Here is a 22,817-nt window from a genome sequence, read left to right on the forward strand (position 1 = left end):
CTTTTAATTACAAGAAGACGGTTTGCATAGCGCGGCGGTGTTTGTTGCAATAAGACGGCTCGCATAGCGGCGTTTGTTGGAAGGCAATCCGGCAGACGGCGGACCGGAGAAAAGCAGAAAGAGAGGCGTGGAGAGAGACGATGAAACAGTCATTTCATGAACTGTGCGGTACACTGAAGTACACGTTTAAAAATGAGGGATTGCTGCGCCAGGCAATGACTCACAGTACATTTTCCAATGAACACGGCATGTCCAGACTGGCGAACAATGAGCGGCTGGAATTTCTGGGGGACGCGGTGCTGGAAGTGGCAACCAGCGACTTTTTATACCGGGCATATCCGAATATGGAAGAGGGAGATCTGTCCAAACTGCGGGCCAGTATAGTCTGTGAACCAACACTGGCAGATGTGGCCAGAGAATTAAATCTGGGCGAATACCTGATGATGGGCAGGGGCGAGGATAAGACTGGCGGCAGAAAAAGAGATTCTATTTTATCTGATGCGGTGGAGGCGCTGATCGGGGCGATTTATCTGGATGGTGGTTTTACTAACGCAAAAGAATTTGTGAGCCGTTATATCTTAAATAATATGGAGCACAAAAAATTGTTTTACGATAGCAAGACGATCCTGCAGGAGATGGTTCAGGAGAACTTTACACAGCTGCTGTCATACCGCGTTATCCGGGAGGAAGGGCCGGACCATGATAAGATGTTTACGGTCCAGGCATTTATCGGGGAGGACGGCTATGCCACCGGCAGCGGGAAATCCAAGAAAGCGGCGGAACAAAAGGCAGCCTATGGTACGATACTGATGCTGAAGAAAGATGGAATGAAATGTATTTAAAGAGTATAGAGGTACAGGGATTTAAATCCTTTGTCCATAAAATGAAGTTTGAATTCTATGGCGGCATTACTGGCATTGTGGGCCCCAACGGCAGCGGCAAAAGCAATATTGGAGACGCGGTGCGATGGGTGCTTGGCGAACAGAGCGCCAGACAGCTGCGCGGATCGAAGATGGAGGATGTCATTTTTTCCGGGACCGAGACGAGAAAGCCGCTCGGGTTTGCTTATGTTGCCCTGACTCTGGATAACAGTGACCATATGATCCCCATCGAGTACGATGAGGTGACCGTTGCCAGGAGGGTGTACCGGTCCGGGGAGAGCGAGTATCTGATCAATGGCAATGGCTGCCGCCTCAGGGATGTGCAGGAACTGTTTTTTGATACCGGAATCGGCAAGGAAGGCTATTCAATTATCGGACAGGGCCAGGTTGACAAAATTTTGAGCAGCAAGCCGGAGGATCGAAGAGAGCTCTTTGACGAGGCGGCAGGTATTTCCAAATTTAAAAAGCGCAAGAATCAGGCAGAGAAAAACCTGGATGCAGAGCATCAGAATTTAAATCGTGTGAACGATATCCTGGGAGAGCTGGAAAAACAGATTGGGCCGTTAGAGCGTCAGTCCGCGGCGGCCAAAACATACCTTTCCCTGCGGGATGAGCTAAAGGTTCTGGATGTCAACCTCTTTTTGATGCAGTATGACAGCATGGAAAACGGGCGGAAGGAACTGGAAGAAAAGATTCAGATCGCATCGAAGGACCTGGAAGCGGCCAGGGAATCCTATGAGGGAATCCGGAAAGAGTATGATGAGCTGGAAGCTTCTCTGGAAGAAGAGAACAGGAAGCTGGAAGAAAAACGCAGCCTCCTGGAACAGAAGAAGATCAATCTGGAGCAGCTGGGCGGCCGGATTAACGTCATGCAGGAGCAAATTGCCGGTATGCAGCAGAGTGACCTGCATCTCCAGGACCGGAAGGAAAGCCTTCAAAAAGAGCAGGAGGACCGTCTCAGGGAACTGGAGGAAGGAAAAAAGAAATTAAAAGCTTTGGAGGAAGAGATTGAGGCCTCCAATGTGATTATACAGCAGAAAAAGCAGGCTCTGTTTGATGTGAGACAGAAGGCAGAGCAGTATTCCAGGCTGATGGAAGAAGGCTATGACAAAGTCCTGGAGCGGATGGAAAATGATTCGGACACCAAGGCGTTCCTGGAGAGAAGCCATGCCGTTTATGAGCAGACCCAGAGCAGGAAAAATGCCCTTCTGGAAGAAATGGAGCGGTCGAAAACGGAAGGCGGGCATCTGAAGGAGACGGTGCGAAAAGGACAGGAAGAATTAAATGTGTTAAACAGCCGCCTTTCCAGATATCAGGTCAGCAATGAGATGGCCCAGGAAGATTCCCAGGAACTGAAAAAAACGCTGGAAGAAAAGAGCAGAGAGCTGCAGCGCAGCAGCCAGGAAATGCAGAGGACAGCCTTAAAGCTGGAATCCCTGCAGAATATCGCGGAGCGCTATGACGGATACGGTAACAGCATCCGCAGAGTGATGGAACAGAAGGAGCGGCAGCCGGGCATTATCGGTGTAGTGGCGGATATCATCAAAGTAGAGAAAGAATATGAGACCGCAGTGGAGGTTGCTCTGGGCGGCAGTATTCAGAACATCGTGACGGAGACGGAAGAAACCGCAAAACAGCTGGTCGCCTACTTGAAAAAAAATAAATTTGGACGTGCTACTTTCCTGCCTCTGGAAAGTATGAAGCATAACCGTGGTTTTCAGCAGAAAGAAGTGCTGAATGAGCCAGGGGTTATTGGTCTGGGCTCAACATTGGTGAAGGCAGAGGCCAAATATGATAAGCTCACGGAGTATCTGCTTGGCCGCATTGTTGTGGTGGATACGATTCAGAACGCCTTGAGTCTGGCTAAGAAATACAGATATTCCCTGCGCATGGTAACAAAGGACGGGGAACTTCTTACGCCGGGAGGCGCTATAACGGGAGGAACGTATAAAAATTCCGGAAATCTTCTGGGGCGGAACCGGGAGATGGAGGAGTTGAAACACAGCCTGGGACGCCTGAAAAAGGAGAACGCGGGGCTGAAAGCCGAAGTAGAAGAGCTGCAGAAGGAGCTTCAGGAGAAGCAGGATATTTTAGCGGAAAATAGTGAGGCTTTGAAAGAGCTGGCCATCAAAAAGAGTGTGCTTTCTTTAAAATGCGAGCAGGCAGCTGAGGCACAAAAGGCTGCCGCCGGGCGGCTGGACGCGCTGGAGCAAGAGTACGCCGGGCAGGAAGAAGAACTGGAGAAGATCAGAAGCCAGATTAAAGAGCTGGAAGCCGAGCTGGCAGAGCGGGGCAAGAAGAGTCAGAGCGCCGAGGAAGCCATGGAAGAATACAGCAGGGAGCTGGAAGAATTCCAGGCCGCTGCCAAACAGCAGGATGAAGAACTCGCTAAGCTGCGCCTGGACTTTGCCGCGGCGGAGCAGAGCCGTATTTTCCAGCTGCAGACGATTGGCAGGCTGGAAGAAGAAATCAGCCATTTTAATCAGGAGGAAGAGTCCCTTGACCGTACCATTGATCAGAATAAGGTACAGATAGCGGAAAAAGAGCAGGAAATCGGAACACTCCGTGAGCAAATGGAGAATGAACGGAAGCTGGTGGACGAGCTGGAGGGTGAGACTGCAGAGCTGGCGGTTAAAAAGAATGACATCGCCCTCCGGCAGAAATCCTTCTTTGAGAAACGCGAAACCATGTCCGAGCAGATGAATGCTCTTGACAAGGAGGTCTTTCGTCTGAACGGCCAGAAAGAAAAGATGGAGGCAGCGCTGCAGTCACAGATGGATTATATGTGGGAACAGTATGAGCTCACTTATAACCGCGCGCTCCTGCTGAAAACTGATTCCAGCCAGAGCCAGAATCAGATGAAGAAGTCCATCGGGGAACTGAAGGAAAAGATCAGAGCCCTGGGGGATATTAATATTAATGCCATAGAGGACTATAAAAACTTATCCGAGCGGTACGAACTGCTTTCTTCTCAGAGAAATGACATTGTATCTGCGGAGGAATCGCTCCGGCGGATTATTGAAGAACTGGACACGGAAATGCGAAGACAGTTCCGGGAAAAGTTTGACGCGATTAACCAGGAATTTAATAAGGTGTTTAAGGAACTCTTCGGCGGCGGACATGGAAGGCTGGAACTGGTGGAGGATGAGGATATTTTGGAAGCGGGAATCCGCATCATCGCCCAGCCGCCCGGGAAAAAGCTGCAGAATATGATGATGCTTTCAGGAGGTGAGAAGGCACTGACAGCAATTTCCTTGCTGTTTGGCATCCTGAATCTTAAGCCTTCTCCTTTCTGTCTGCTGGATGAGATTGAAGCGGCCCTGGATGACAGCAATGTAGGACGGTTTGCGGATTATTTAAAGAAACTGTCAAAGAAAACCCAGTTTATTGTCATCACGCACCGGCGCGGCACAATGACGGCCGCGGATATCCTATATGGCATTACTATGCAGGAGAAGGGAGTATCCACCATGGTATCCGTCAATCTGCTGGATGATCAGTTGGACAAATAGCGGAAATTGTACTATGATAGAGAGGTTGGGCATACGCTTTTTGTGATATAGGAAACTGTGTTTCCCGCATCATAAAACCCCGGTCTTTGTTCTGGTATGGAACGGGCAGGGTGCCTGGCGGTTTAAGATTTGAGAATAAGATTTATCATGGAAGTAGATAAGACTCCCCCCTGAATAGGTGGTGAGTAAATAACAAATTCGTCTTGGTGGGAGCCTAGTCTCCTTCCAAAATAAAGCCTCCGGCGGATTGCAGAGCCGCGCAGATGTATTATGTCATGCAAAGCATGACGTGCGGCTCGCAGCAAGTACGCCGAGGCGTACTTGAATGAGGTAGGAATATGGGAGAGAAGAAAGGTTTTTTCAGCCGCCTTGTGGCGGGGCTTACAAAGACAAGAGACAGCATTATGTCGGGAATTGATTCCATTTTCAGCGGATTTTCCAGTATAGATGACGATTTTTACGAAGAGCTGGAAGAAGTGCTGATCATGGCCGATCTGGGAATTAACGCCACGACTGGGATTCTGAATAACCTGAAAGAAAAGGTAAAAGAACAGCACATCAAGGACCCCAGTGCCTGCAAGGAGCTGCTGATCGAGAGCATCGAGGAGCAGATGCAGGTGACCGATGCTGATTATGAGTTTGAAAATAAAAAGGCGGTTGTGCTGGTTGTGGGAGTCAATGGCGTGGGCAAGACCACATCGGTAGGAAAACTGGCCGGACAGCTGCGGGAGATGGGCAAGAAGGTGATGGTTGCGGCGGCCGATACGTTCCGGGCTGCGGCAATCGAGCAGCTTACGGAATGGGCGCACCGGGCTCATGTGGATATTATCGCCCAGCAGGAGGGTTCTGACCCGGCTGCGGTTGTATTTGACGCCATCACGGCGGCCAAGTCCAGAGGTGTGGACGTACTGATCTGTGATACGGCAGGACGGCTTCACAATAAGAAAAACCTGATGGAGGAGCTGCGGAAAATCAACCGTGTGATTGACCGGGAGTATCCGGAGGCACACCGGGAGACGCTGGTGGTTCTGGACGGTACTACCGGGCAGAATGCCCTGGAGCAGGCGAAGCAGTTTAAGGAGGTGGCGGATATTTCCGGTATTATCCTTACCAAACTGGACGGGACGGCAAAGGGGGGAATCGCCATTGCCGTACAGTCGGAGCTTGGCATCCCGGTAAAATATGTCGGCGTGGGAGAGACGATTGACGATCTGCAGAAGTTTGACGCCGAGGCCTTTGTGAAAGCCCTGTTCCAGAATGACTCCGCAAAGGAGTAGGCAGGGAATAATAATATACATGATAATAAACAGCCTGGTATTGGTCCGGGGCTGTAAGGATGCGCACCGTTTGATGCGGAAAGATGAGGAGCGATGGTATTATGATGACTTTAGAGAAATTTGAGGAAGCGACAGAACTTGTTAAAAATGTGATCAACCCCACTAATCTTGTGTTCAGTGAATATTTCAGCGATGCATGCGGAAACAAGGTATACCTGAAACCGGAAAATATGCAGTATACCGGCGCTTATAAGGTCAGGGGGGCATACTATAAAATCAGTACGCTTTCTCAGGAGGAAAGAGAGAAGGGGCTGGTTACAGCTTCCGCGGGCAACCATGCCCAGGGCGTTGCCTATGCCGCTAAGCTCTATGGAGTGAAAGCGACGATCGTCATGCCTACCACCACTCCTTTAATCAAAGTAAACCGGACGAAAAGCTATGGGGCGGAGGTCGTCCTGTACGGAAATGTATACGATGAGGCCTGCCAGAGGGCTCTGGAAATAGCAGAGGAGGAAGGATGCACATTTGTTCATCCTTTCGATGATGAGGTTGTGGCCACCGGCCAGGGAACGATTGCCATGGAGATTATAAAGGATCTCCCGACCGTGGATATCATTCTTGTCCCCATCGGCGGCGGCGGCCTTGCGGCCGGAGTTTCCACCCTTGCCAAGATGCTCAATCCCAATATTAAAATAATTGGGGTAGAGCCGGCAGGAGCCAACTGTATGCAGGAATCTTTAAAGGCAGGCAAGGTAGTCTCCCTGCCGGGTGTGGATACCATCGCGGACGGTACGGCGGTGAAGACACCGGGGCCGAATATCTTTCCGTACATACAGCAGAATGTAGACGAGATTATCACGGTTGAGGATAAAGAGCTGATTGTTAACTTCCTGGATATGATGGAAAATCATAAAATGATTGTGGAAAATTCCGGCCTGCTGACTGTAGCTGCCCTCAAGCATCTGGACTGCAAAAATAAGAGGGTTGTGTGTGTGCTGAGCGGCGGAAACATGGACGTGATTACCATGGCCAGTGTGGTACAGCACGGCCTGATTCAGAGGGACCGAATCTTTACTGTCTCCGTGCTGCTTCCGGACCGTCCGGGTGAACTGCTCCATGTGGCGGAGGTAATCGCCAAGATGCAGGGTAATGTCATCCGTCTGGATCACAATCAGTTTGTCAGCATCAACAGGAATGCGGCGGTGGAGCTTACCATTACGATGGAAGCATTTGGCACCGAGCATAAAAAGGCGATTATACAGGCGCTGAAGGACAACGGGTTTAACCCAAAGGCTGAACAGACACAGGCCACATATTAATTGAAAAAGCAAAAGCCCCTGCAGGGATGGAAATCTCTGCAGGGGCTTTATTGTATTATAGGAAACCACATTGCCTATGATACAAAATCCTCCGGGGATGTGGCTCCAGCATAAGTTTAAGCTGTTACAGACGACGGCCGGAGACGCGGGTATATGACTGCGGCACATTCCTTATTCGGCTGTAAGGATGTCCGACGAAATCTAGCTTTTTATTTTCATTATTTCAATCAATTCAGATAGAACCGAAACCTCCTTATTCGAAAGACCATTCGTATTTAAAGCCGGCTTTCGAGTGACCCCCAGTAGATAGTCCGTACTGACCCCATAAAGTGCAGCTAATTTGATCAGGTTTTCATATGATGGCTGCCGAAGTGAATTTTCATAAGCTGAAATAATACTGCCGGTAACACCTAACAGCTTTGCAACCTGGGATTGTGTCAGTTTCTTTTCCAGTCGTAGTCGTTTTAATTTATTTCCCAATTCAACCATTAGTTTACCTCCTTTTCCCAGTTTACACAAAGAACCAAAACAGTTGGTAGAAAATGGTATTTAAATTACAACTATTAGTTGAATTTGATCTAAATTTGACGTATAATATTCACAAATAGTAAAATGTTTTATTTATTTCTGCCAGTGGGAAAATGGGGGAATAGGATAGTAATGCCGTTCCAGAATACAGTTAAGATGTACATAGGGGAGTTAGACAGCGTTTTGGGACAGGATTCTATAAAATAATGTGCGAAAGCACAATTTAAAAGGAAGGGAGAGGAGTGCTCTAATGAAAAAGAGAATGAAACAACTCCTGGCTGTTGTTCTGACATTTGCCATGGTTCTGGGAAGCGCTGTAATGTTTTCCACAGAATCCGAGGCGGCAAGCTATTCCTTAAACAAAAAGGATAAGATCTTGTATCTGAACGAAGATAATGTTACGAAGACAGCAGACAGCTATCAGCTGAAAGTAAAAAATGCCAGCAGCGCCTGGTCTTTAAAATGGAAATCCGATGACACGAAGGTGGCAACGGTTTCTTCTAAAGGCCTTGTAAAAGCGGTGAAGGCAGGAAGCGCGACGATTACCTGTACAGTTACAAAGAAGAGCAGCGGTGCTAAGCTTGCTACACTGAAATGTAACATTAAGGTAAAAGAGAACGCTGCATCTGTGAAGATCAGCAACGCACCGGAAGATAATATGATGGCCATCGGTTCATCCTATGATTTTAACCGGACAATGAAAACTGCTTCCGGCGGCAAAGCTACCGACAAAACCCAGTGGGTTCTGAGTAAGAACACCGCAGGCGCCAAAGTAGCTTCCGACGGTACTGTAACCGTGAGCAAAGCCGGTTCCTTTACATTAGCTGCCCAGACCTATCAGAGCAAGGCTGCTAAAAAAGAATACGGTTCCAAAGCGATTACTGCTAAGAGTAAAGCGATTACGATCACCGTACCGGAAGATCTGACGATTGCATCAGCAGATCTGAAAGATGGCTCTATCAATGTGAAGGACGGCGTTTACGGCAATGTAACCGTGAAAGCATCCGCAGGAGCCAATAATGTTGTGCTGGAAAACATGAAGATTTACGGAAACCTTCAGATTGAAGAGGGCGTTCAGAACGTTACCCTGAAAAACTGTAAGGTTATGAAAGCAGAGACCGTTGATACTGTAAAAGCGGCTGCATTTTCTTATCTTCCGTTAAATCTGACGGTACAGAACAATACTACTATCTTTAATGCATTAGCTGCTAAGAATATCAATGTATCCCAGGATGCTACTTCTAAAATCAGGACGGTCACTGTATCACCTCAGATTGCAACTTCTAAAGTTGTACTGAATGGATTTGATGGAGATATCATTGTTAATTCTTTACTTGAAAATGGGAAAATAGAAATTCAGGGATCTTCTACGAGGGCAAACTCAGTTTTGATTAACACCGACGCAGAGGTGCATCTTACAATCCCGGCAAATAATGTAAAAATCTCTGCTATAGCAACTGACTCAAAAATTGTTCTGAACCAGTCAGTGGAAACTCTGAACAGCGAAGCAGATAATGTAAATCTGGTTATCAATGGTCAGGTGAAAATTGCTGTTATCAAAGGCGGAGAAACTGTTCTTAGCGGAAACGGCAGGATCGAGAAGGCAGAAATCTCCGGCAATAACACACAAGTTGGTGTAGCAGTCAACGAGGTAAATGTTGCCGATAATGCTACCGGCGTAACCGATGGAAACGGCAAACCTGTTACCGACGGCGGATCGACTGGAAATACTGGCGGCGGCGGAGCTATCGTAGGACCGATCGGACCGACGACAAATGATTCTGATGTAGAATTTACAGTAATGGATGCTGCTGTATATGCGAAAGGTTATCCTGATGATCCTTGGGCGGGCAAACCAAACAGTTTGTCTGATATGCAGGACATTACGCTTTCTTCTGGAAAGCAGATTACAGTTTCTGGTAAACTCTACTTTAACGATGACTTTACTGGGTTTAATACAACAAAGACAGATGAGCAAAGCGGATATTATGCAGGAATCCAGTTTAAGATTCCAACAGGATATGAAGATACAATCTCTATTAAATCTACAAACAAGACCTTTACTAAAGAGGGATTTGATATTGTAGATGATGTGACATATTTCAGTCTTCTGTATCTGGCTGCAAAAGAAGGAGAGACGACAGGCAAGGTTCTCGAGCTTACCGTTGACCTGGATGGAGAAGGAACAAAATATGATGAAACCGTTTACCGTCTGGACTTCTCTGGTGTAGAATTATGTGCGAAAGCATCTGTTGTAGAGCCGGAAGTTATGAGTACAACTGTTTATACAGAATATAATTCAATCGTTGGCGATTTAGATTATAGCCGGGTTAAACTGGATTACAGTAAGAATGGAAATAATGTTAAAGCTACCGGTAAACTTTACAAAGTAAACGGGCTTACAGGCTTCAGCAGCGATGTTGACCAACAGAGCGGTTATTATGCGGGAATTCAATTTGAAATCCCGACTGACGCTACAGAGGACATTACTGTTCGAGTTAACGATGGTACGATTGATAAAACATTTGGTAAAGATGCTTTTGATAATGTTGGAGGCAAGGCTTACTTCAGTACTATTAAATGGTTAGGTAATGATGCTGCAGAAGCTCGTTCGTTTGACATTACGGTAGACTATGATGGCGCTGGGGAAGCCTATGCTCCGGCTACATATCATTTCGACATGAGTGAGGTTGAATTGATTGATACTGATCAGGCAGTACCTCAGGTTATGTCGGAAGCAGTTTACAATGAATATGTTAAAGCTAAATGGGAGGGACTTCCTGCTCTGGCTGATATGTCTTTAACCTACGTACCAGACGAAAATGACGGAACGAAATACATTGCATCTGGCGAATTGAATAAGGTAGAAGGGTTTGTTGAGTTTAATCGTTCAGATGTAGGTGAGCAGAGTGGTCATTATGCGGCTATACAGATTCCTCTTCCAAAGGGGTTGGAAAATTCTACTATTATTAAAATGAATAAAGAATTTAACCATGAAGCTTTTGACGAGGTTGACGGTGTAACATACTTTAATGTTATTGTTAGATTAAAGACTGAAAATGATCTTAGCATTGAAGTCGATTTTGACGGCACAGGAGATGCTTTCAAACCGATTACTTATACGATTGATATGAGTAGTATAACTAAAAAAGATCCAGCTCCTGAGGCGTAAATTTGTATTGAAATTAGGCGCTTGCCATAATGAGAATAGGGCTATCAGCTTATGCTGATAGCCCTATTCTATTGTGTCCAATTGATAGACAATCGAATTTATAGACGCAATTATTCTTACAATCCACTATGATACGACCGATTTCCCATTTCCTTTACCGCTTTTCTCCAACTCTGTTCCCCCGGCTGTTCCACGAAATCTGCCATCGCCATAAAGATTCTGTTATAATCCTTCCCGGCCTTTTCGTACAAGTCCGTGAAGGAGGCAGAACTCCATTCTCCCTTTTTCCAGGGATGTTCCCAGTACTCATAACACAGATTTAATACATTGTGTTCGTCCGATTCCCGGTCCGCTGCGATCTGGGGAGAGACAAATTCAAATCCCAGCAGCTTTTTCTCCACAGCGGAAAAGGCTTTTCTTTTTCTACTGGAGGGATCATGGAGCACATGGACGCCCAGGGGCAGAAAGGTCAGTGCAAGATACATAAGCGGGTAGGAGATTCGGCGGTGATAGGCACATGCAATGCTGTAACTCAGCATCTGGGCCACAATCTGCTTTTCCCGATGGGTCATGCGGATGGTGCCCGCCTGACGGAACCGGGAGGAGAGCCGGCCTTTTTTCATTTTCAGAAGAAGGGTTCCGATATCCGTCTCCATGTCCACATGTTTCCCCAGATATCCTTTTTCTTTCACTCCGTCCGGATCATAGCCTGTGCGGCTGTAGATATAAGGGTGGCAGGCGCAGTCCAGGCAGTAGTGCCCCAGGAAGCCAGCCAGATAGGAGTAAGCGATGGCCTGATCTTCCCGGTCCGGCAGACTTTCTGCAAAGCGGAGCATAGACCGAAAAAACCGTCCTGCATTTTCTTCATGCATCAAGGTGCCGATGGGAGCTCTGCTCAGATGGGAGGGAAGATAAAAGAAAAAGAAATCTGGTCCCTGCTCTCCAAAGCTGTAGACATGCTTGTGGCGGGCAATCTGGGATTTCAGGGTGCTTTCCGGCATCCGGGCGAAGCAGGATGTGCCGAAGAGATAATGTGTAGTAAAACCGGGCATGACGGGAACCTCCATTCTAATCGAAAACCGGAATTGATTTTTCCGGTTAGTTTACCTTTAGTATACCATAACTACAAAACGTTATGATACCCTCCAGGGGGAAAACGGCCTTCGGCCGTTAGCACTCCGAGCACTGGAAAAGGCCTGCGGCCTTTTGCGCTCCGGCACCGGTATAATGTCTTACGACATTATACCATAAATGATCTGAAAAATTTATTCCGTCTATTCTGACGATGTAAAACGATCAAAGTTATTGGTTAATAGCTGCAGAAGTGATAGAATAGAAACAAGTAAGCGAGAAGGGGAGCAGCGTGAAAAGTCATATAGACTGCCCCGCAAACGCTTCGGAATGGGGGATAGTTATGAAGGGAAGAAAAATCAGGTTATTGGCTGTCTGCCTGGCGGCAGTGCTCACTCTGGGAACCGTGCTGTTCGGGAATGCTCCGGAAGCAGAGGCGGCGTCCTACAGTCTGAACAAGAAAGAGAAGGTTCTCTATCTTAATCAGGACAATGTTACGGGTACAAAACGTACATACCAGCTAAAGGTGAGAAACGCGCCTGCAAACGCGGGAAGTATCTGGGATGTCAAGTGGAAATCCGGCGATTCTAAGGTTGCAAAGGTGACAGGAAAAGGACTTGTAAAGGCGGTTAAAGCCGGAGCAACCGATGTCGTCTGCACAATCAGCAGCAAAAAGAGCGGGGCGGTGGTAGCAAACTTAAGCTGCCGTATCCAGGTGAAAGAGAATGCGGAGGCGGTTAAGATCAACAACGCTCCTGACGGAAATCTGCTGGCGGTGGGGGATGAATTTGATTTTAACCGGACGATAGAGACCAAATCGGGCGGCAGGGCAACCGATAAGACCAGATGGGTTTTGTCGAATAATACGGCAAAAGCGAAGGTGAATCCGGATGGAACGGTGTGCCCCACTCAGGCAGGAGCCTTTACTTTGACTGCGGAGACCTATCAGAGCAAATCCGCTCTTAAAAAATATAAGAAGGAAGCGATAACGGCCAAGAGCAAACCGGTTACGATTACGGTGCCGGAGGATCTTATCATAAGCGGCGAAGATAGTAGGGATGGAACTATATATCGTAAAGACGGTCTTTATGGCAATGTGACGGTGCGCGCCTCAGCTGGAAAGACAGGTGTGACACTGGAGAATATGAAGGTATGCGGCAGCCTGCGCCTGGAGGAAGGCGTAGAGTCGGTTACTCTGGTAAACTGTGAGGTCAACCGTGTGGAAACAGCAGATACGTGGAAAGAGGCGGCGGAGGCCGCTGTCCTGACCAATCTGCATCTGACAGAGAATACCGGAGTGCAGGAGCTCATCGTAACACGTTCCCTGAACTCTGTGCAGGATGCTTCTTCTGCCCTGAATCTGGTCTTTATTTCGCCAAATACGGCATCTGCTTCGGTAAACCTAAATGGCTATAGGGGAGACTTAAAGGTAGGACCGGGCAATTCGTCCAGAGAAGTGAAAATAGGAGGAGAAGGCGCTAAATTAAATACGGCAAATATAGAGTCCGGCAATGTTACTTTAAATATACCGGCGGAGCGGGTGCGCCTTGTGGATGATACAACGCCGATGCGCGTGGTTTTAAATGGGGACGTCCGTGAGCTGGAAAGCCTGGCAGGGTCTGCGCAGATTGAAGTCAATGGAACGGTGGATAAGGCGCAGATCAAAGGCGATAATACACAATTGACAGGAAAAGGACAGATAAACCAGGCGGATATCAGCGGAAACAATGCGAAGCTTGACGTGGATGTGAAAGATCTGAATGTGGCGGAAGGAACCACAGGGGTGGAGGATCAGGACAAGACAGAAGAAGGAAGTACCGGCGGCACAATCAGCGGCGGCGGTGGAGGTGGCGGCGGATTTGTACCCTCACCCGATCCGGGGCCGAAGCCTGAGGTACATAATTCTGAGATTAATATAACGGCGGCAGAATCTGCTGTCTACGAAACGGCATTTCCTTTTAAGACGACGGATGAGGATAAATCGACGGAGTGGGAACATAAACCCAAATTAGCTCATTCTACACTGCATTATACTCAGGCAGGGCAAAACGTGACAGCACAGGGGACGCTGTGGAGAACGACGGGATTCAAAAGCTATAATCCGGGTTCTAAACCAAGTGATTTTGACTGGGGTATGTGGGGAGAATGGGGAGGCTATTATGCGGCTCTGCAATTTGAGATACCAAGGGAATTCGCTGCCTCAGAGGACTTGTTAATCAAAGCGAAGGCGGCACTTACCGAAAGTAATACGGTACTCTCAAGAAAAGTGACGTTAACCGGGAGTGACAATGCAGAACATACTTACTACGTATTGATTATGCTCGTGGGACCGGATACGCATCCGGCTACCTATGCCCGGGATTTTAGTATTACAGTGGATTTTGACGGAGATAAAGCGTATTACAGTCCTACGACCTATCAGATATCAATGGGGCAAGTAAAGTTAAGGGATGAGCTGGTAAAGAAGGTGGATGCTGCCGTTTATGAAGGTTACAAGACGGATGCAGTAAATCGTCAGGATTTTGGGTATTTTTCTCTGGAATATACTTACAATGAAAGTGACGATAAGGATGACAGAATAGCTCACATTGATGTAACCGGAACGATGAATCCGTTTACAGCTCAAAAATACTATGCTGCATTCCAGATTGCGGTTCCCGATGATTATAAAGATACGGCATGGTTTGAAATGATAGATCCAACGTCACAAGTAAATAAGGTTTATACATTTGCCAGTACGCCTGATCACTTTGTGACAGTAGACAATGTGCTGTACTTCTGTATGGTCAGGGAAATTAGCATAGCGGAGGGGAAGGCTGAGAACTTTACCATTGTGCAGGACATGGATGGAGCGGGCGGCACCGATCCTCTAACGATAGAGTTTAATCTACTAAATGTTGTTCTTGGGCAGGCAGAATAGAAAGAACGGGAGGCTTTTGCCTCCCGTTTTCATATCCCGGTATAATTATTTATTTTTCTCGGCTTCCGCCATCTTCATAGCCCGAACCTTGGTGGAAAGGCCGTACAGATTGATGAAGCCCTCTGCGTCGTGATGATCATAGAGATCACCGGTTGTAAAGGAAGCGATGCTCTCGTTGTAGATCGAATATGGAGAAGTAGTACCCTGTTTGATGATATTTCCTTTGTACAGTTTCATCTTAACTTCGCCGGTTACATATTTCTGGGTAGACTCTACGAAAGCCTGCAGAGCCTCACGCAGCGGTGAGAACCATTTTGCGGAGTAAACCACATCGGCGTATTTCGCTGCAACCTCTTTCTTCATCAGCATGGTTTCCTTATCCAGGATCAGCTCTTCCAGCTGCATATGTGCTTCCATCAGGATGGTTCCGCCGGGAGTCTCATAGACGCCGCGGGATTTCATGCCGACCATACGGTTTTCCACGATATCCACGATGCCCACACCATGCTTACCGCCCAGCTCATTCAGCTTTGTGATGATCTCGGAGACCTTCATTTTCTCGCCGTTTAAAGCTACCGGAACACCTTTTTCGAAGGTGAGAGAGAGGGATTCCGGTTCATCCGGCGCTTTCTCCGGGCTGACGCCTAATACCAGCATATGGTCGTAGTTGGGAGCAGCGGCAGGGTCTTCCAGTTCCAGTCCCTCGTGGCTGATATGCCATAAGTTCCGGTCACGGCTGTAGCTGTTATCCGCGGAGAAGGGAAGATTGATATTCCGCTCTGCACAATATGCAAGTTCTTCTTCACGGGACTTGATATCCCAGATTCTCCAGGGAGCGATGATCTTTAATTCAGGAGCCAGTGCCTTGATGCCCAGCTCAAAACGGACCTGGTCGTTGCCCTTGCCGGTAGCGCCGTGGCAGATGGCAACCGCACCTTCTTTTTTGGCAATGTCAACTAATACTTTTGCGATCAGAGGACGTGCCATCGCGGTGCCCAGGAGGTATTTGTTTTCATAGACGGCGTCGGCCTGCACACAGGGAACCACGTATTCGTCGCAGAATTCATCTACCACGTTGACAATGTATAATTTATCGGCTCCGGTGTATTTTGCTCTTTCTTCCAGGCCGTCCAGCTCAGTGCCCTGGCCTACGTCAATGCAGGCACAGATAACTTCATAATCATAGTTTTCTTTTAACCATGGAATTAATACAGTAGTGTCCAGTCCGCCGGAATAGGCGAGTACAACTTTTTCCTTTTTCATACTAACAGTCCTCCAATCATATTCATACGAAAGCAATGCTATTTTACTTACGTGACTCGTTTTATGTATGTCTGTTTCAAAATGACATTATAAATATACATCAATTGCAAATAATATGCAATAGCTAATTTTTATTTTCTGAAAAAATAATTCCGCTTATTTTAAGGGAAAAAAGTTATAATTCACTCTTGCAATCTTATAAACAAGAATGTATAATTATGAGAAAATATTCATATTACATTGCAAATGAACAGGAAACTGCCTGAAAGAAGAAAGAGGGTATCTGACATGGTAAAAGTAGGAATTATCGGCTCTACCGGCTATGCGGGACAGGAACTGGTGCGATTGCTCCTGGGGCATCCGGAGGCGGAGATTGTATGGTATGGTTCGAAAAGCTATACGGATAAGAAATACAGTGAGGTTTTCCAGAATATGTTTCAGCTGGTGGACGATGTGTGCCGGGAGGATAACCTGGAGGAGCTGTCAGATTGCGTGGATGTGATCTTTACCGCTACGCCTCAGGGGCTCTGTGCTTCTCTGGTGAACGAGAAGGTTCTCTCAAAAGTCAAAATAATTGATTTGAGTGCTGACTTCCGTTTAAAGGATGTGGCAATCTATGAAGAATGGTACAAACTGAACCATGCCAGTCCTTCTTATATAGAAGAAGCGGTATACGGGCTGTGTGAGATCAACCGGGAGGATGTGGCAAAGGCACGGCTGGTAGCCAATCCCGGCTGTTATACCACCTGTTCCATCCTGACAGCTTATCCGCTCGTAAAGGAAGGAATCATTGATCCCAATACTTTGATTATTGACGCCAAGTCCGGGACCTCCGGTGCCGGCAGAGGGGCCAAACTGCCCAACCTCTACTGTGAGGTGAATGAAAGCATTAAGCCTTATGGGGTGGCAAATCACCGCCATACCCCGGAGATAGAGGAGCAGCTTTCCTACGCTGCGGGGAAACCGGTATTGTTGAATTTTACGCCTCACCTGGTACCGATGAACCGGGGTATTCTTGCAACGGAGTATGCAAGTCTGACGAACCCGGATATTACATATGAAGAAGTCATGGCAGTTTATAAGAAATATTACGGCGGAGAATATTTTATCCGCCTGCTGCAGGAGAATGTGTATCCGGAGACCCGCTGGGTGGAAGGCAGCAATTTCGTTGATATTAATGTGAAGCTGGATAAGCGGACCGGACGAATAATTATGATGGGCGCCCTGGACAATCTGGTGAAGGGGGCTGCCGGTCAGGCAATACAGAATATGAATCTGATGTTTGGATTGGAAGAGAACACGGGACTGAAAGTTGTTCCCATGTTCCCGTAAGGAAAGGCGGAGAGAAGAATGGAGAATAAAATTACGGTATTAGAAGGCGGCGTAACCGCGGCGAAGGGATTTCAGGCGGCCGGTGTGGCGGCAGGGCTCAGAAAATCCGGCAAAAAGGATATGGCAATGGTCTATTCTGAGGTTCCGGCGGTGACAGCAGGGACGTTTACCACCAATGTGGTGAAAGCGGCCCCTGTCAAATGGGATCAGAAGCTGGTGAAAGAACAAGCCAGTGCCCGCGCCGTTATATTAAACAGCGGGATCGCCAATGCCTGTACGGGAGCGGAAGGAGTTTTATTCAATGAGAAGATGGCCCAGGCCGCTGCCAAAGTCCTGAACACGGAGAAAGAGATGGTTTTAACCGCCTCTACCGGTGTGATCGGGATGCAGCTGCCTGCTGATAAGATTGAGCACGGAGCGGGATTATTAAAGGCTGCCTTACAGGATACAAGGGAGGCAGGCCACGATGCGGCCCTGGCGATTATGACCACCGATACCATCCCGAAAGAGTGTGCGGTAAGCTTTCCGATTCAGGGAAAGACGGTAACGCTTGGAGGAATGTCCAAGGGTTCCGGTATGATCCACCCCAACATGGCAACGATGCTGAGTGTGATCACCACAGACGCAGCCATCAGTAAGGAACTGCTTCAGGAGGCATTAAGCGCTGATATCAAAACCTCCTTTAATATGATATCCGTGGACAGGGATACATCCACTAATGATACGCTTTTAATCCTGGCGAATGGCCTGGCGGGCAATGAGCAGATCACGAAGAAAGACGCGGATTATGAACTATTTTGCCAGGCACTGAATTATGTTACCACTACCTTAGCCAAGATGATGGCGGGAGACGGCGAGGGAGCTACAAAATTATTTGAGGTAATGGTCGTTGGAGCTGAGAGCAAGGAGCAGGCGGCGGTGTTAAGTAAATCGGTCATCACCTCCAACCTGGTGAAGACGGCGATCTATGGCAGCGATGCCAACTGGGGCCGGATTCTCTGCGCCATGGGCTATTCCGGGGCGGACTTTGATCCGGACGCGGTGGATGTGACGATTCAGAGCAGCGCGGGAACCCTTCTGATTGTGAAAAACGGCATGGCAGCGGACTACAGCGAGGAATTTGCCACAGAGATCTTGTCAAAGGAGCAGGTCACTGCCCTGATTGACGTGAAGATGGGAGCGGAGACCGCCACAGCCTGGGGCTGCGATTTGACCTACGACTATGTCAAGATAAACGGAGATTACCGTTCTTAAGAAAGGGATGGGATAAAGAGATGGAAGCAAGTATGAATAAATATATCACGCGGGCGGAAACCCTGATCGAGGCCCTGCCCTACATACAGAAATTCACCAACAAGATCGTTGTGGTGAAATACGGCGGCAGCGCTATGATAGACGAGGATTTGCAGAAAAATGTCATTAAGGATGTGGCCCTTTTAAAACTGGTGGGTATGAAACCGATCGTGGTGCACGGAGGCGGCAAGGAAATCAGCCGGTGGATTTCTAAAGTGGGGAAGGAACCTCATTTTGTACAGGGGCTGCGTGTGACTGATGCGGAGACCATGGAGATCGCGGAGATGGTTCTGAGCAAGGTAAACAAGGGCCTGGTCCAGATGCTGGAACAGCTGGGCGTGAAGGCCGCGGGTATCAGCGGCAAGGACGGAGCTACCCTGAAAGTAGAAAAGCGCTATGCGAATGGAGAAGATATCGGCTTCGTGGGAAATATTACAGGGGTGGATTTGGGACTGATAAAGACTCTGCTGGACAATGACTTTATCCCGGTAGTGGCTCCCATCGGTATTGACGATGATTTCCAGACCTATAATATCAACGCCGATGACGCGGCCTGTGCGGTGGCTATGGCAATCGGTGCGGAAAAGCTGGCGTTTCTCACCGATATCGAGGGGGTTTACAAAGATCCCAAGGACAGCTCTACATTAATTTCCGTGCTGCCTCTTGACGAGGCCAGGGAGCTGATCGCGGGGGGCTACATTGGCGGCGGCATGCTGCCTAAGTTAACCAATTGTATTGATGCGGTGGAAAATGGCGTTGAGAGGGTCCATATTCTGGATGGACGGCAGCAGCACTGCCTGCTCCTGGAATTCTTCACCAACAGTGGTGTAGGCACCGTATTTACGAAATAGAAAGGATGGGTAGAAATGAATCCATACATAGAAAAGGCGGACAGCGCCCTGATGCATACCTATAACCGGTTCCCGGTAGTTCTGGAAAAGGGGGAGGGCGTTTATCTGTACGATACAGACGGAAAGAAATATCTGGATTTTGGGGCAGGGATTGCTGTATTTGCCCTGGGTTATGGAAACCAGGCCTTTAACAGCGCGGTGAAAGCGCAGGTAGATAAATTAATTCATACCTCTAATTTATATTACAGTGTTCCCATGGCGGAGGCAGCAGTTCTCGTACAGAAAGCCACCGGCATGGATCAGGTATTCTTTACCAACAGCGGGACTGAGGCCATAGAGGGGGCTATCAAGCTGGCAAGAAAATATGCCTGGAAGAAGAACCCGGAGGCGGGCCATGAGATTATTTCCATGGGCCATTCCTTCCACGGACGGAGTATGGGTGCTTTAACCGTGACCGGCCAGCCCAAGTATCAGGAGGCGTTTAAGCCCCTGATTGGCGGTGTGGTCTATGCGCAATTCAATAATCTGGACAGTGTAAAAGCACTGGTGAACGAAAATACCTGCGCCATTATTCTGGAACCGGTGCAGGGGGAAGGCGGAATTTATCCGGCGGAGAAAGAGTTTTTACAGGGGGTGCGTGCCCTCTGTGATGATAAAGATATCGTACTGATCTTTGATGAGATCCAGTGTGGTATGGGGCGCACCGGCACTATGTATGCCTATGAACAGTATGGGGTGAAGCCGGATATACTGGCGACAGCAAAGGCCCTTGGCTGCGGTGTACCGGTGGGCGCTTTCGCGGCTGTGAAGAAGGTGGGGGACGCCTTTGAACCGGGGGACCACGGCACCACATACGGCGGAAATCCGCTGGCAGCAGCAGCGGCCTGCGCCGTCTTCGATCAGTTCGACAAGCTGCATGTCCTGGACAACGTAAACCGGGTAGCTCCCTATCTGGAAGAAAAACTGGATGAATTGGTAAAAAATTATTCTGATATCAAGGAGCGCCGGGGCAAGGGGCTGATGCAGGGCCTGGAATTTACCCATCCGGTGGGCGATATTGTGAAAAAGGCTCTGGAGGCAGGTTTGATCGTCATGAGCGCCGGGCCGAATGTGATCCGGTTTGTGCCGCCTCTTATCATTACGGAAGCAGATGTGGATACAATGATTGGGATATTGAAGAGAGTAATGAAGAATGAAGAGTGAATAATGAAGAAAAACGAAAAGTAAGTGAAAATGATCAGGCAGGAAAATATACCTGCCTGATTGGTGAAAACCGCAGCTTAAGCTGCGGTTTTTCAATTAATCTTCTTCCATCAATACTGCATAGAATGACGTCCGTTTCTCTTTCTTGCTTTTGTTTATCCAGTATTGTCTGGTTTTTTTCGTCATATAGGGAACAGTGACGGAGAAGAAAGAGATACTCTTTTCTTTATAAGCTTTTTTCGTAAAGTAATTGATGAGAGTGGAATCCATATCGTCGAGAGAGGCGGCAAAGAATGCTATCTTATCATCCTTGAACATTTTATTGCCATACTGTTTCTGGGTTTTGCTGTTCAGAAGGGGAAAGACTGCCGTAAAGTAGGATAACTGGCCCTTTTTGTAATAGGTTTTAGCCAGAGTTTTAGGGCTTTTATCCCCTACGTATTCCATATTGACTAAATAAGGATGGTCAAAGGGCAGCGAGGTGTCTGCATAACGTTCTTTCAGCGTGTCGGACAATTTCGTAAGGGCGGTGACTGCTTCCGAATCGTCCAGTGCATGCTTCAGAGTAGGATGGAGAAAAAAGGTCAGCTCGGACCGATCGGACAGGATCAGGGTTTTCTCCGTATAATCGGGACCGAATTCGTTGCCCCTGGCGCCTCTGCCGATTTCAAAGATATAGGGCTTTTGGTAATAGGCAGACTGAGAATACGTATAGGTATATGTTTTTCCTGATTTGGACATGGAATAATCAGACGCAGCGGTGTAAGCTTCTGTGTCCGGCACCGTATAGGCTCCGGCGGCGACAGATCCCGCGCCCAGCGTTAACGTGAGGATAACGGCCATAACAACTGCAAATTTCGAACTCTTCTTATATTTCATAATGGATTCCAGCCTTTCTTTTAATTGTTCCGCACCTTTACTCAGAGAGATACAGGCCAGGGCGTCTTTGTCTCCGGCCGCCCGGCCGGCGGCGTGTATCAGGGTATCCCCATAGGTGTGCTGTTCCTGGGGAGAAAGCTTTCGTATTACAGCCTCGTCGCAGGAAAGCTCACAGTCCCGGTTTACCTCACGTGACATCAGGTGAACCAGGGGATTGAACCAGTGCAGGCAGACCGTTATTTGAACCAACCATTTATAGATCATATCCAGCCGTTTATAATGGGTTAATTCATGCAGAATGGTATATTGAAATTCAGTGCCGGTGAGCGGTTCGCCAGGCAGCACAATGGAGGGGCGCATCAGGCCAACTATCAGGGGAGATGCCGCGAGGGGACTGGTGTAAAGGCCGATTGACGCACCATGTGTCAATTCCTGAAATTGTTTTCTGGACGAATCATCTGAAACTTCGTTCCATCCAGATCTTAAGCGCTTGCCGAAACGCAGGTAGGGAATCAGCCTTTGTATAAACAGAAGAAGGGCTCCTGCAAGCCATACGATCCAGATATATTCTGTCATAGGATAGAGTAATTCCTTCCATCCGGAAGCGGAGTCCGGCTGCTCCGGTACTACAGGATTGCCTGTAGTTTGACCAGAGGGCAGAGTTTCTGATTCCAGCGGAGCAGAAGCTTCTTTTTCGAATTGAAGTCCGGCACCGGCAGCTGGAATATCCCTGACCTGAAACAGGTTCCCCATCAAGCCAGGATGGGGAGAGAAGGGCAGAAGGAGCCTGGCGATGACCAGCAGCCAGATATAATACTGCCACTGTTTGCTGAGCTTGTGCCGGATCATTGGCCTGCCTAACAGAAGGACCAGGATCAGCAGGGACCCGGACAGGGACATGGATAAAACAATTTTCATCAGATCATTCATTTTGCTTACGGTTCCCTTCCCAGAAATTTTTTAATTCCTGATAGTCTTCCGGAGATATGCGCTCATCGTGTATCAATGTGGTAATCAGTTCTCTTACATTTCCCTCATAAATTTTATCCAGAAACGTCTCCGTCTGCGCCGACTGGTATTCGGATGCCGATACCAGGGCAGTATACTGATTGCGCCGCCCGATTTTATTGACTTTCAGAAATCCCTTGTCCACCAGACGGGACAGCAGAGATATAATTGTGTTTTTGCCCGCGGGGATATGCTTCGCGTGCAGTGCTGCGGTGATCTCTGAATAAAGAGCCATGTCTCCGTTACTCCAGATCACTTTCATCAATTCTAATTCAAAATCCGATACCTGCTGCAACAAATAAATTCCT

At 48.0% G+C, this 22,817-nt stretch carries 15 protein-coding genes; 10 read left to right on the forward strand and 5 right to left on the reverse strand.

Annotation, left to right across the window (positions count from 1 at the left end; all coding sequences use genetic code 11):
• Positions 1-140: 140 nt before the first annotated feature.
• From rnc to ilvA, 4 genes are all read left to right on the forward strand, one after another.
• Positions 141-842 (forward strand): ribonuclease III, encoded by a 702-nt coding sequence (gene rnc, locus ABCW47_RS05760; protein ID WP_343208902.1) that lies wholly within the window; start codon positions 141-143, stop codon positions 840-842.
• Positions 833-4,393 carry a chromosome segregation protein SMC gene (gene smc / locus ABCW47_RS05765; protein WP_343208903.1) on the forward strand — a complete coding sequence of 1,187 codons (3,561 nt, stop codon included), beginning with the start codon at positions 833-835 and terminating at the stop codon, positions 4,391-4,393. The genes rnc and smc overlap by 10 nt, the downstream gene beginning before the upstream one ends.
• A 338-nt stretch (positions 4,394-4,731) precedes the next feature.
• Complete coding sequence (ftsY, locus tag ABCW47_RS05770) at positions 4,732-5,670, forward strand: signal recognition particle-docking protein FtsY (protein WP_343208904.1); 939 nt, start codon at positions 4,732-4,734, stop codon at positions 5,668-5,670.
• Positions 5,671-5,771: 101 nt separating this feature from the next.
• The gene (gene ilvA / locus ABCW47_RS05775) at positions 5,772-6,989 is read left to right on the forward strand and encodes a threonine ammonia-lyase (RefSeq protein ID WP_343208905.1); all 1,218 of its coding nucleotides are present in this window, start codon (positions 5,772-5,774) and stop codon (positions 6,987-6,989) included.
• A 201-nt stretch (positions 6,990-7,190) separates the two neighbouring features.
• On the opposite strand, the gene ABCW47_RS05780 is transcribed toward ilvA, so the two are convergent.
• Complete coding sequence (locus ABCW47_RS05780; RefSeq protein ID WP_343208906.1) at positions 7,191-7,478, reverse strand: helix-turn-helix domain-containing protein; 288 nt, start codon at positions 7,476-7,478, stop codon at positions 7,191-7,193.
• Positions 7,479-7,767: 289 nt separating this feature from the next.
• Between ABCW47_RS05780 and ABCW47_RS05785 the strand changes: the two genes are divergently transcribed.
• Entirely contained in the window at positions 7,768-10,689 is a 2,922-nt protein-coding gene (locus tag ABCW47_RS05785) for an Ig-like domain-containing protein (RefSeq protein WP_343208907.1), read from the forward strand.
• Positions 10,690-10,805: 116 nt separating this feature from the next.
• Here ABCW47_RS05785 and ABCW47_RS05790 read toward each other — a convergent pair whose 3' ends face one another.
• Entirely contained in the window at positions 10,806-11,741 is a 936-nt protein-coding gene (locus ABCW47_RS05790) for a zinc dependent phospholipase C family protein (RefSeq protein ID WP_343208908.1), read from the reverse strand.
• A 362-nt stretch (positions 11,742-12,103) separates the two neighbouring features.
• On the opposite strand from ABCW47_RS05790, the gene ABCW47_RS05795 reads away from it, so the two are divergent.
• On the forward strand, positions 12,104-14,680 hold the full coding sequence (locus ABCW47_RS05795) for an Ig-like domain-containing protein (RefSeq protein ID WP_343208909.1): 2,577 nt from the start codon (positions 12,104-12,106) through the stop codon (positions 14,678-14,680).
• 45 nt (positions 14,681-14,725) lie between these two features.
• Here the strand turns inward: ABCW47_RS05795 and ABCW47_RS05800 are convergent, their stop codons facing one another.
• On the reverse strand, positions 14,726-15,943 hold the full coding sequence (locus ABCW47_RS05800; protein WP_343208910.1) for an argininosuccinate synthase: 1,218 nt from the start codon (positions 15,941-15,943) through the stop codon (positions 14,726-14,728).
• Between the two features lie 288 nt (positions 15,944-16,231).
• Here ABCW47_RS05800 and argC point away from each other — a divergent pair, with 288 nt between their 5' ends.
• Genes argC through ABCW47_RS05820 form a run of 4 tightly spaced genes read left to right on the forward strand, consistent with a single transcriptional unit; the run spans position 16,232 to position 20,622 of the window.
• Complete coding sequence (gene argC, locus ABCW47_RS05805) at positions 16,232-17,275, forward strand: N-acetyl-gamma-glutamyl-phosphate reductase (protein ID WP_343208911.1); 1,044 nt, start codon at positions 16,232-16,234, stop codon at positions 17,273-17,275.
• 30 nt (positions 17,276-17,305) lie between these two features.
• Positions 17,306-18,529, forward strand: a complete 1,224-nt coding sequence (gene argJ / locus ABCW47_RS05810) for a bifunctional glutamate N-acetyltransferase/amino-acid acetyltransferase ArgJ (RefSeq protein ID WP_343209602.1) — start codon at positions 17,306-17,308, stop codon at positions 18,527-18,529.
• Between the two features lie 20 nt (positions 18,530-18,549).
• On the forward strand, positions 18,550-19,419 hold the full coding sequence (gene argB, locus ABCW47_RS05815) for an acetylglutamate kinase (protein ID WP_343208912.1): 870 nt from the start codon (positions 18,550-18,552) through the stop codon (positions 19,417-19,419).
• Between the two features lie 15 nt (positions 19,420-19,434).
• Positions 19,435-20,622 carry an aspartate aminotransferase family protein gene (locus ABCW47_RS05820; protein ID WP_343208913.1) on the forward strand — a complete coding sequence of 396 codons (1,188 nt, stop codon included), beginning with the start codon at positions 19,435-19,437 and terminating at the stop codon, positions 20,620-20,622.
• Between the two features lie 96 nt (positions 20,623-20,718).
• On the opposite strand, the gene ABCW47_RS05825 is transcribed toward ABCW47_RS05820, so the two are convergent.
• Both ABCW47_RS05825 and ABCW47_RS05830 read right to left on the reverse strand, forming a co-directional pair.
• A complete protein-coding gene (locus ABCW47_RS05825; RefSeq protein ID WP_343208914.1) occupies positions 20,719-22,431 on the reverse strand; it encodes a M56 family metallopeptidase in 1,713 nt (570 codons plus the stop codon).
• Positions 22,424-22,807 carry a BlaI/MecI/CopY family transcriptional regulator gene (locus ABCW47_RS05830; protein ID WP_343208915.1) on the reverse strand — a complete coding sequence of 128 codons (384 nt, stop codon included), beginning with the start codon at positions 22,805-22,807 and terminating at the stop codon, positions 22,424-22,426. The genes ABCW47_RS05825 and ABCW47_RS05830 overlap by 8 nt, the downstream gene beginning before the upstream one ends.
• Positions 22,808-22,817: the final 10 nt, after the last annotated feature.

The organism is Anaerolentibacter hominis, assembly GCF_032380675.1.
Lineage (GTDB): Bacteria > Bacillota > Clostridia > Lachnospirales > Lachnospiraceae > Anaerolentibacter > Anaerolentibacter hominis.

Excerpts from the sequence above, each read along its gene's own strand:
- rnc (WP_343208902.1), top strand. The coding sequence starts at position 141 with ATGAAACAGTCATTTCATGAACTGTGCGGTACACTGAAGTACACGTTT.
- smc (WP_343208903.1), top strand. The coding sequence starts at position 833 with ATGTATTTAAAGAGTATAGAGGTACAGGGATTTAAATCCTTTGTCCAT.
- ftsY (WP_343208904.1), top strand. The coding sequence starts at position 4,732 with ATGGGAGAGAAGAAAGGTTTTTTCAGCCGCCTTGTGGCGGGGCTTACA.
- ilvA (WP_343208905.1), top strand. The coding sequence starts at position 5,772 with ATGATGACTTTAGAGAAATTTGAGGAAGCGACAGAACTTGTTAAAAAT.
- ABCW47_RS05780 (WP_343208906.1), bottom strand. The coding sequence starts at position 7,478 with ATGGTTGAATTGGGAAATAAATTAAAACGACTACGACTGGAAAAGAAA.
- ABCW47_RS05785 (WP_343208907.1), top strand. The coding sequence starts at position 7,768 with ATGAAAAAGAGAATGAAACAACTCCTGGCTGTTGTTCTGACATTTGCC.
- ABCW47_RS05790 (WP_343208908.1), bottom strand. The coding sequence starts at position 11,741 with ATGCCCGGTTTTACTACACATTATCTCTTCGGCACATCCTGCTTCGCC.
- ABCW47_RS05795 (WP_343208909.1), top strand. The coding sequence starts at position 12,104 with ATGAAGGGAAGAAAAATCAGGTTATTGGCTGTCTGCCTGGCGGCAGTG.
- ABCW47_RS05800 (WP_343208910.1), bottom strand. The coding sequence starts at position 15,943 with ATGAAAAAGGAAAAAGTTGTACTCGCCTATTCCGGCGGACTGGACACT.
- argC (WP_343208911.1), top strand. The coding sequence starts at position 16,232 with ATGGTAAAAGTAGGAATTATCGGCTCTACCGGCTATGCGGGACAGGAA.
- argB (WP_343208912.1), top strand. The coding sequence starts at position 18,550 with ATGGAAGCAAGTATGAATAAATATATCACGCGGGCGGAAACCCTGATC.
- ABCW47_RS05820 (WP_343208913.1), top strand. The coding sequence starts at position 19,435 with ATGAATCCATACATAGAAAAGGCGGACAGCGCCCTGATGCATACCTAT.
- ABCW47_RS05825 (WP_343208914.1), bottom strand. The coding sequence starts at position 22,431 with ATGAATGATCTGATGAAAATTGTTTTATCCATGTCCCTGTCCGGGTCC.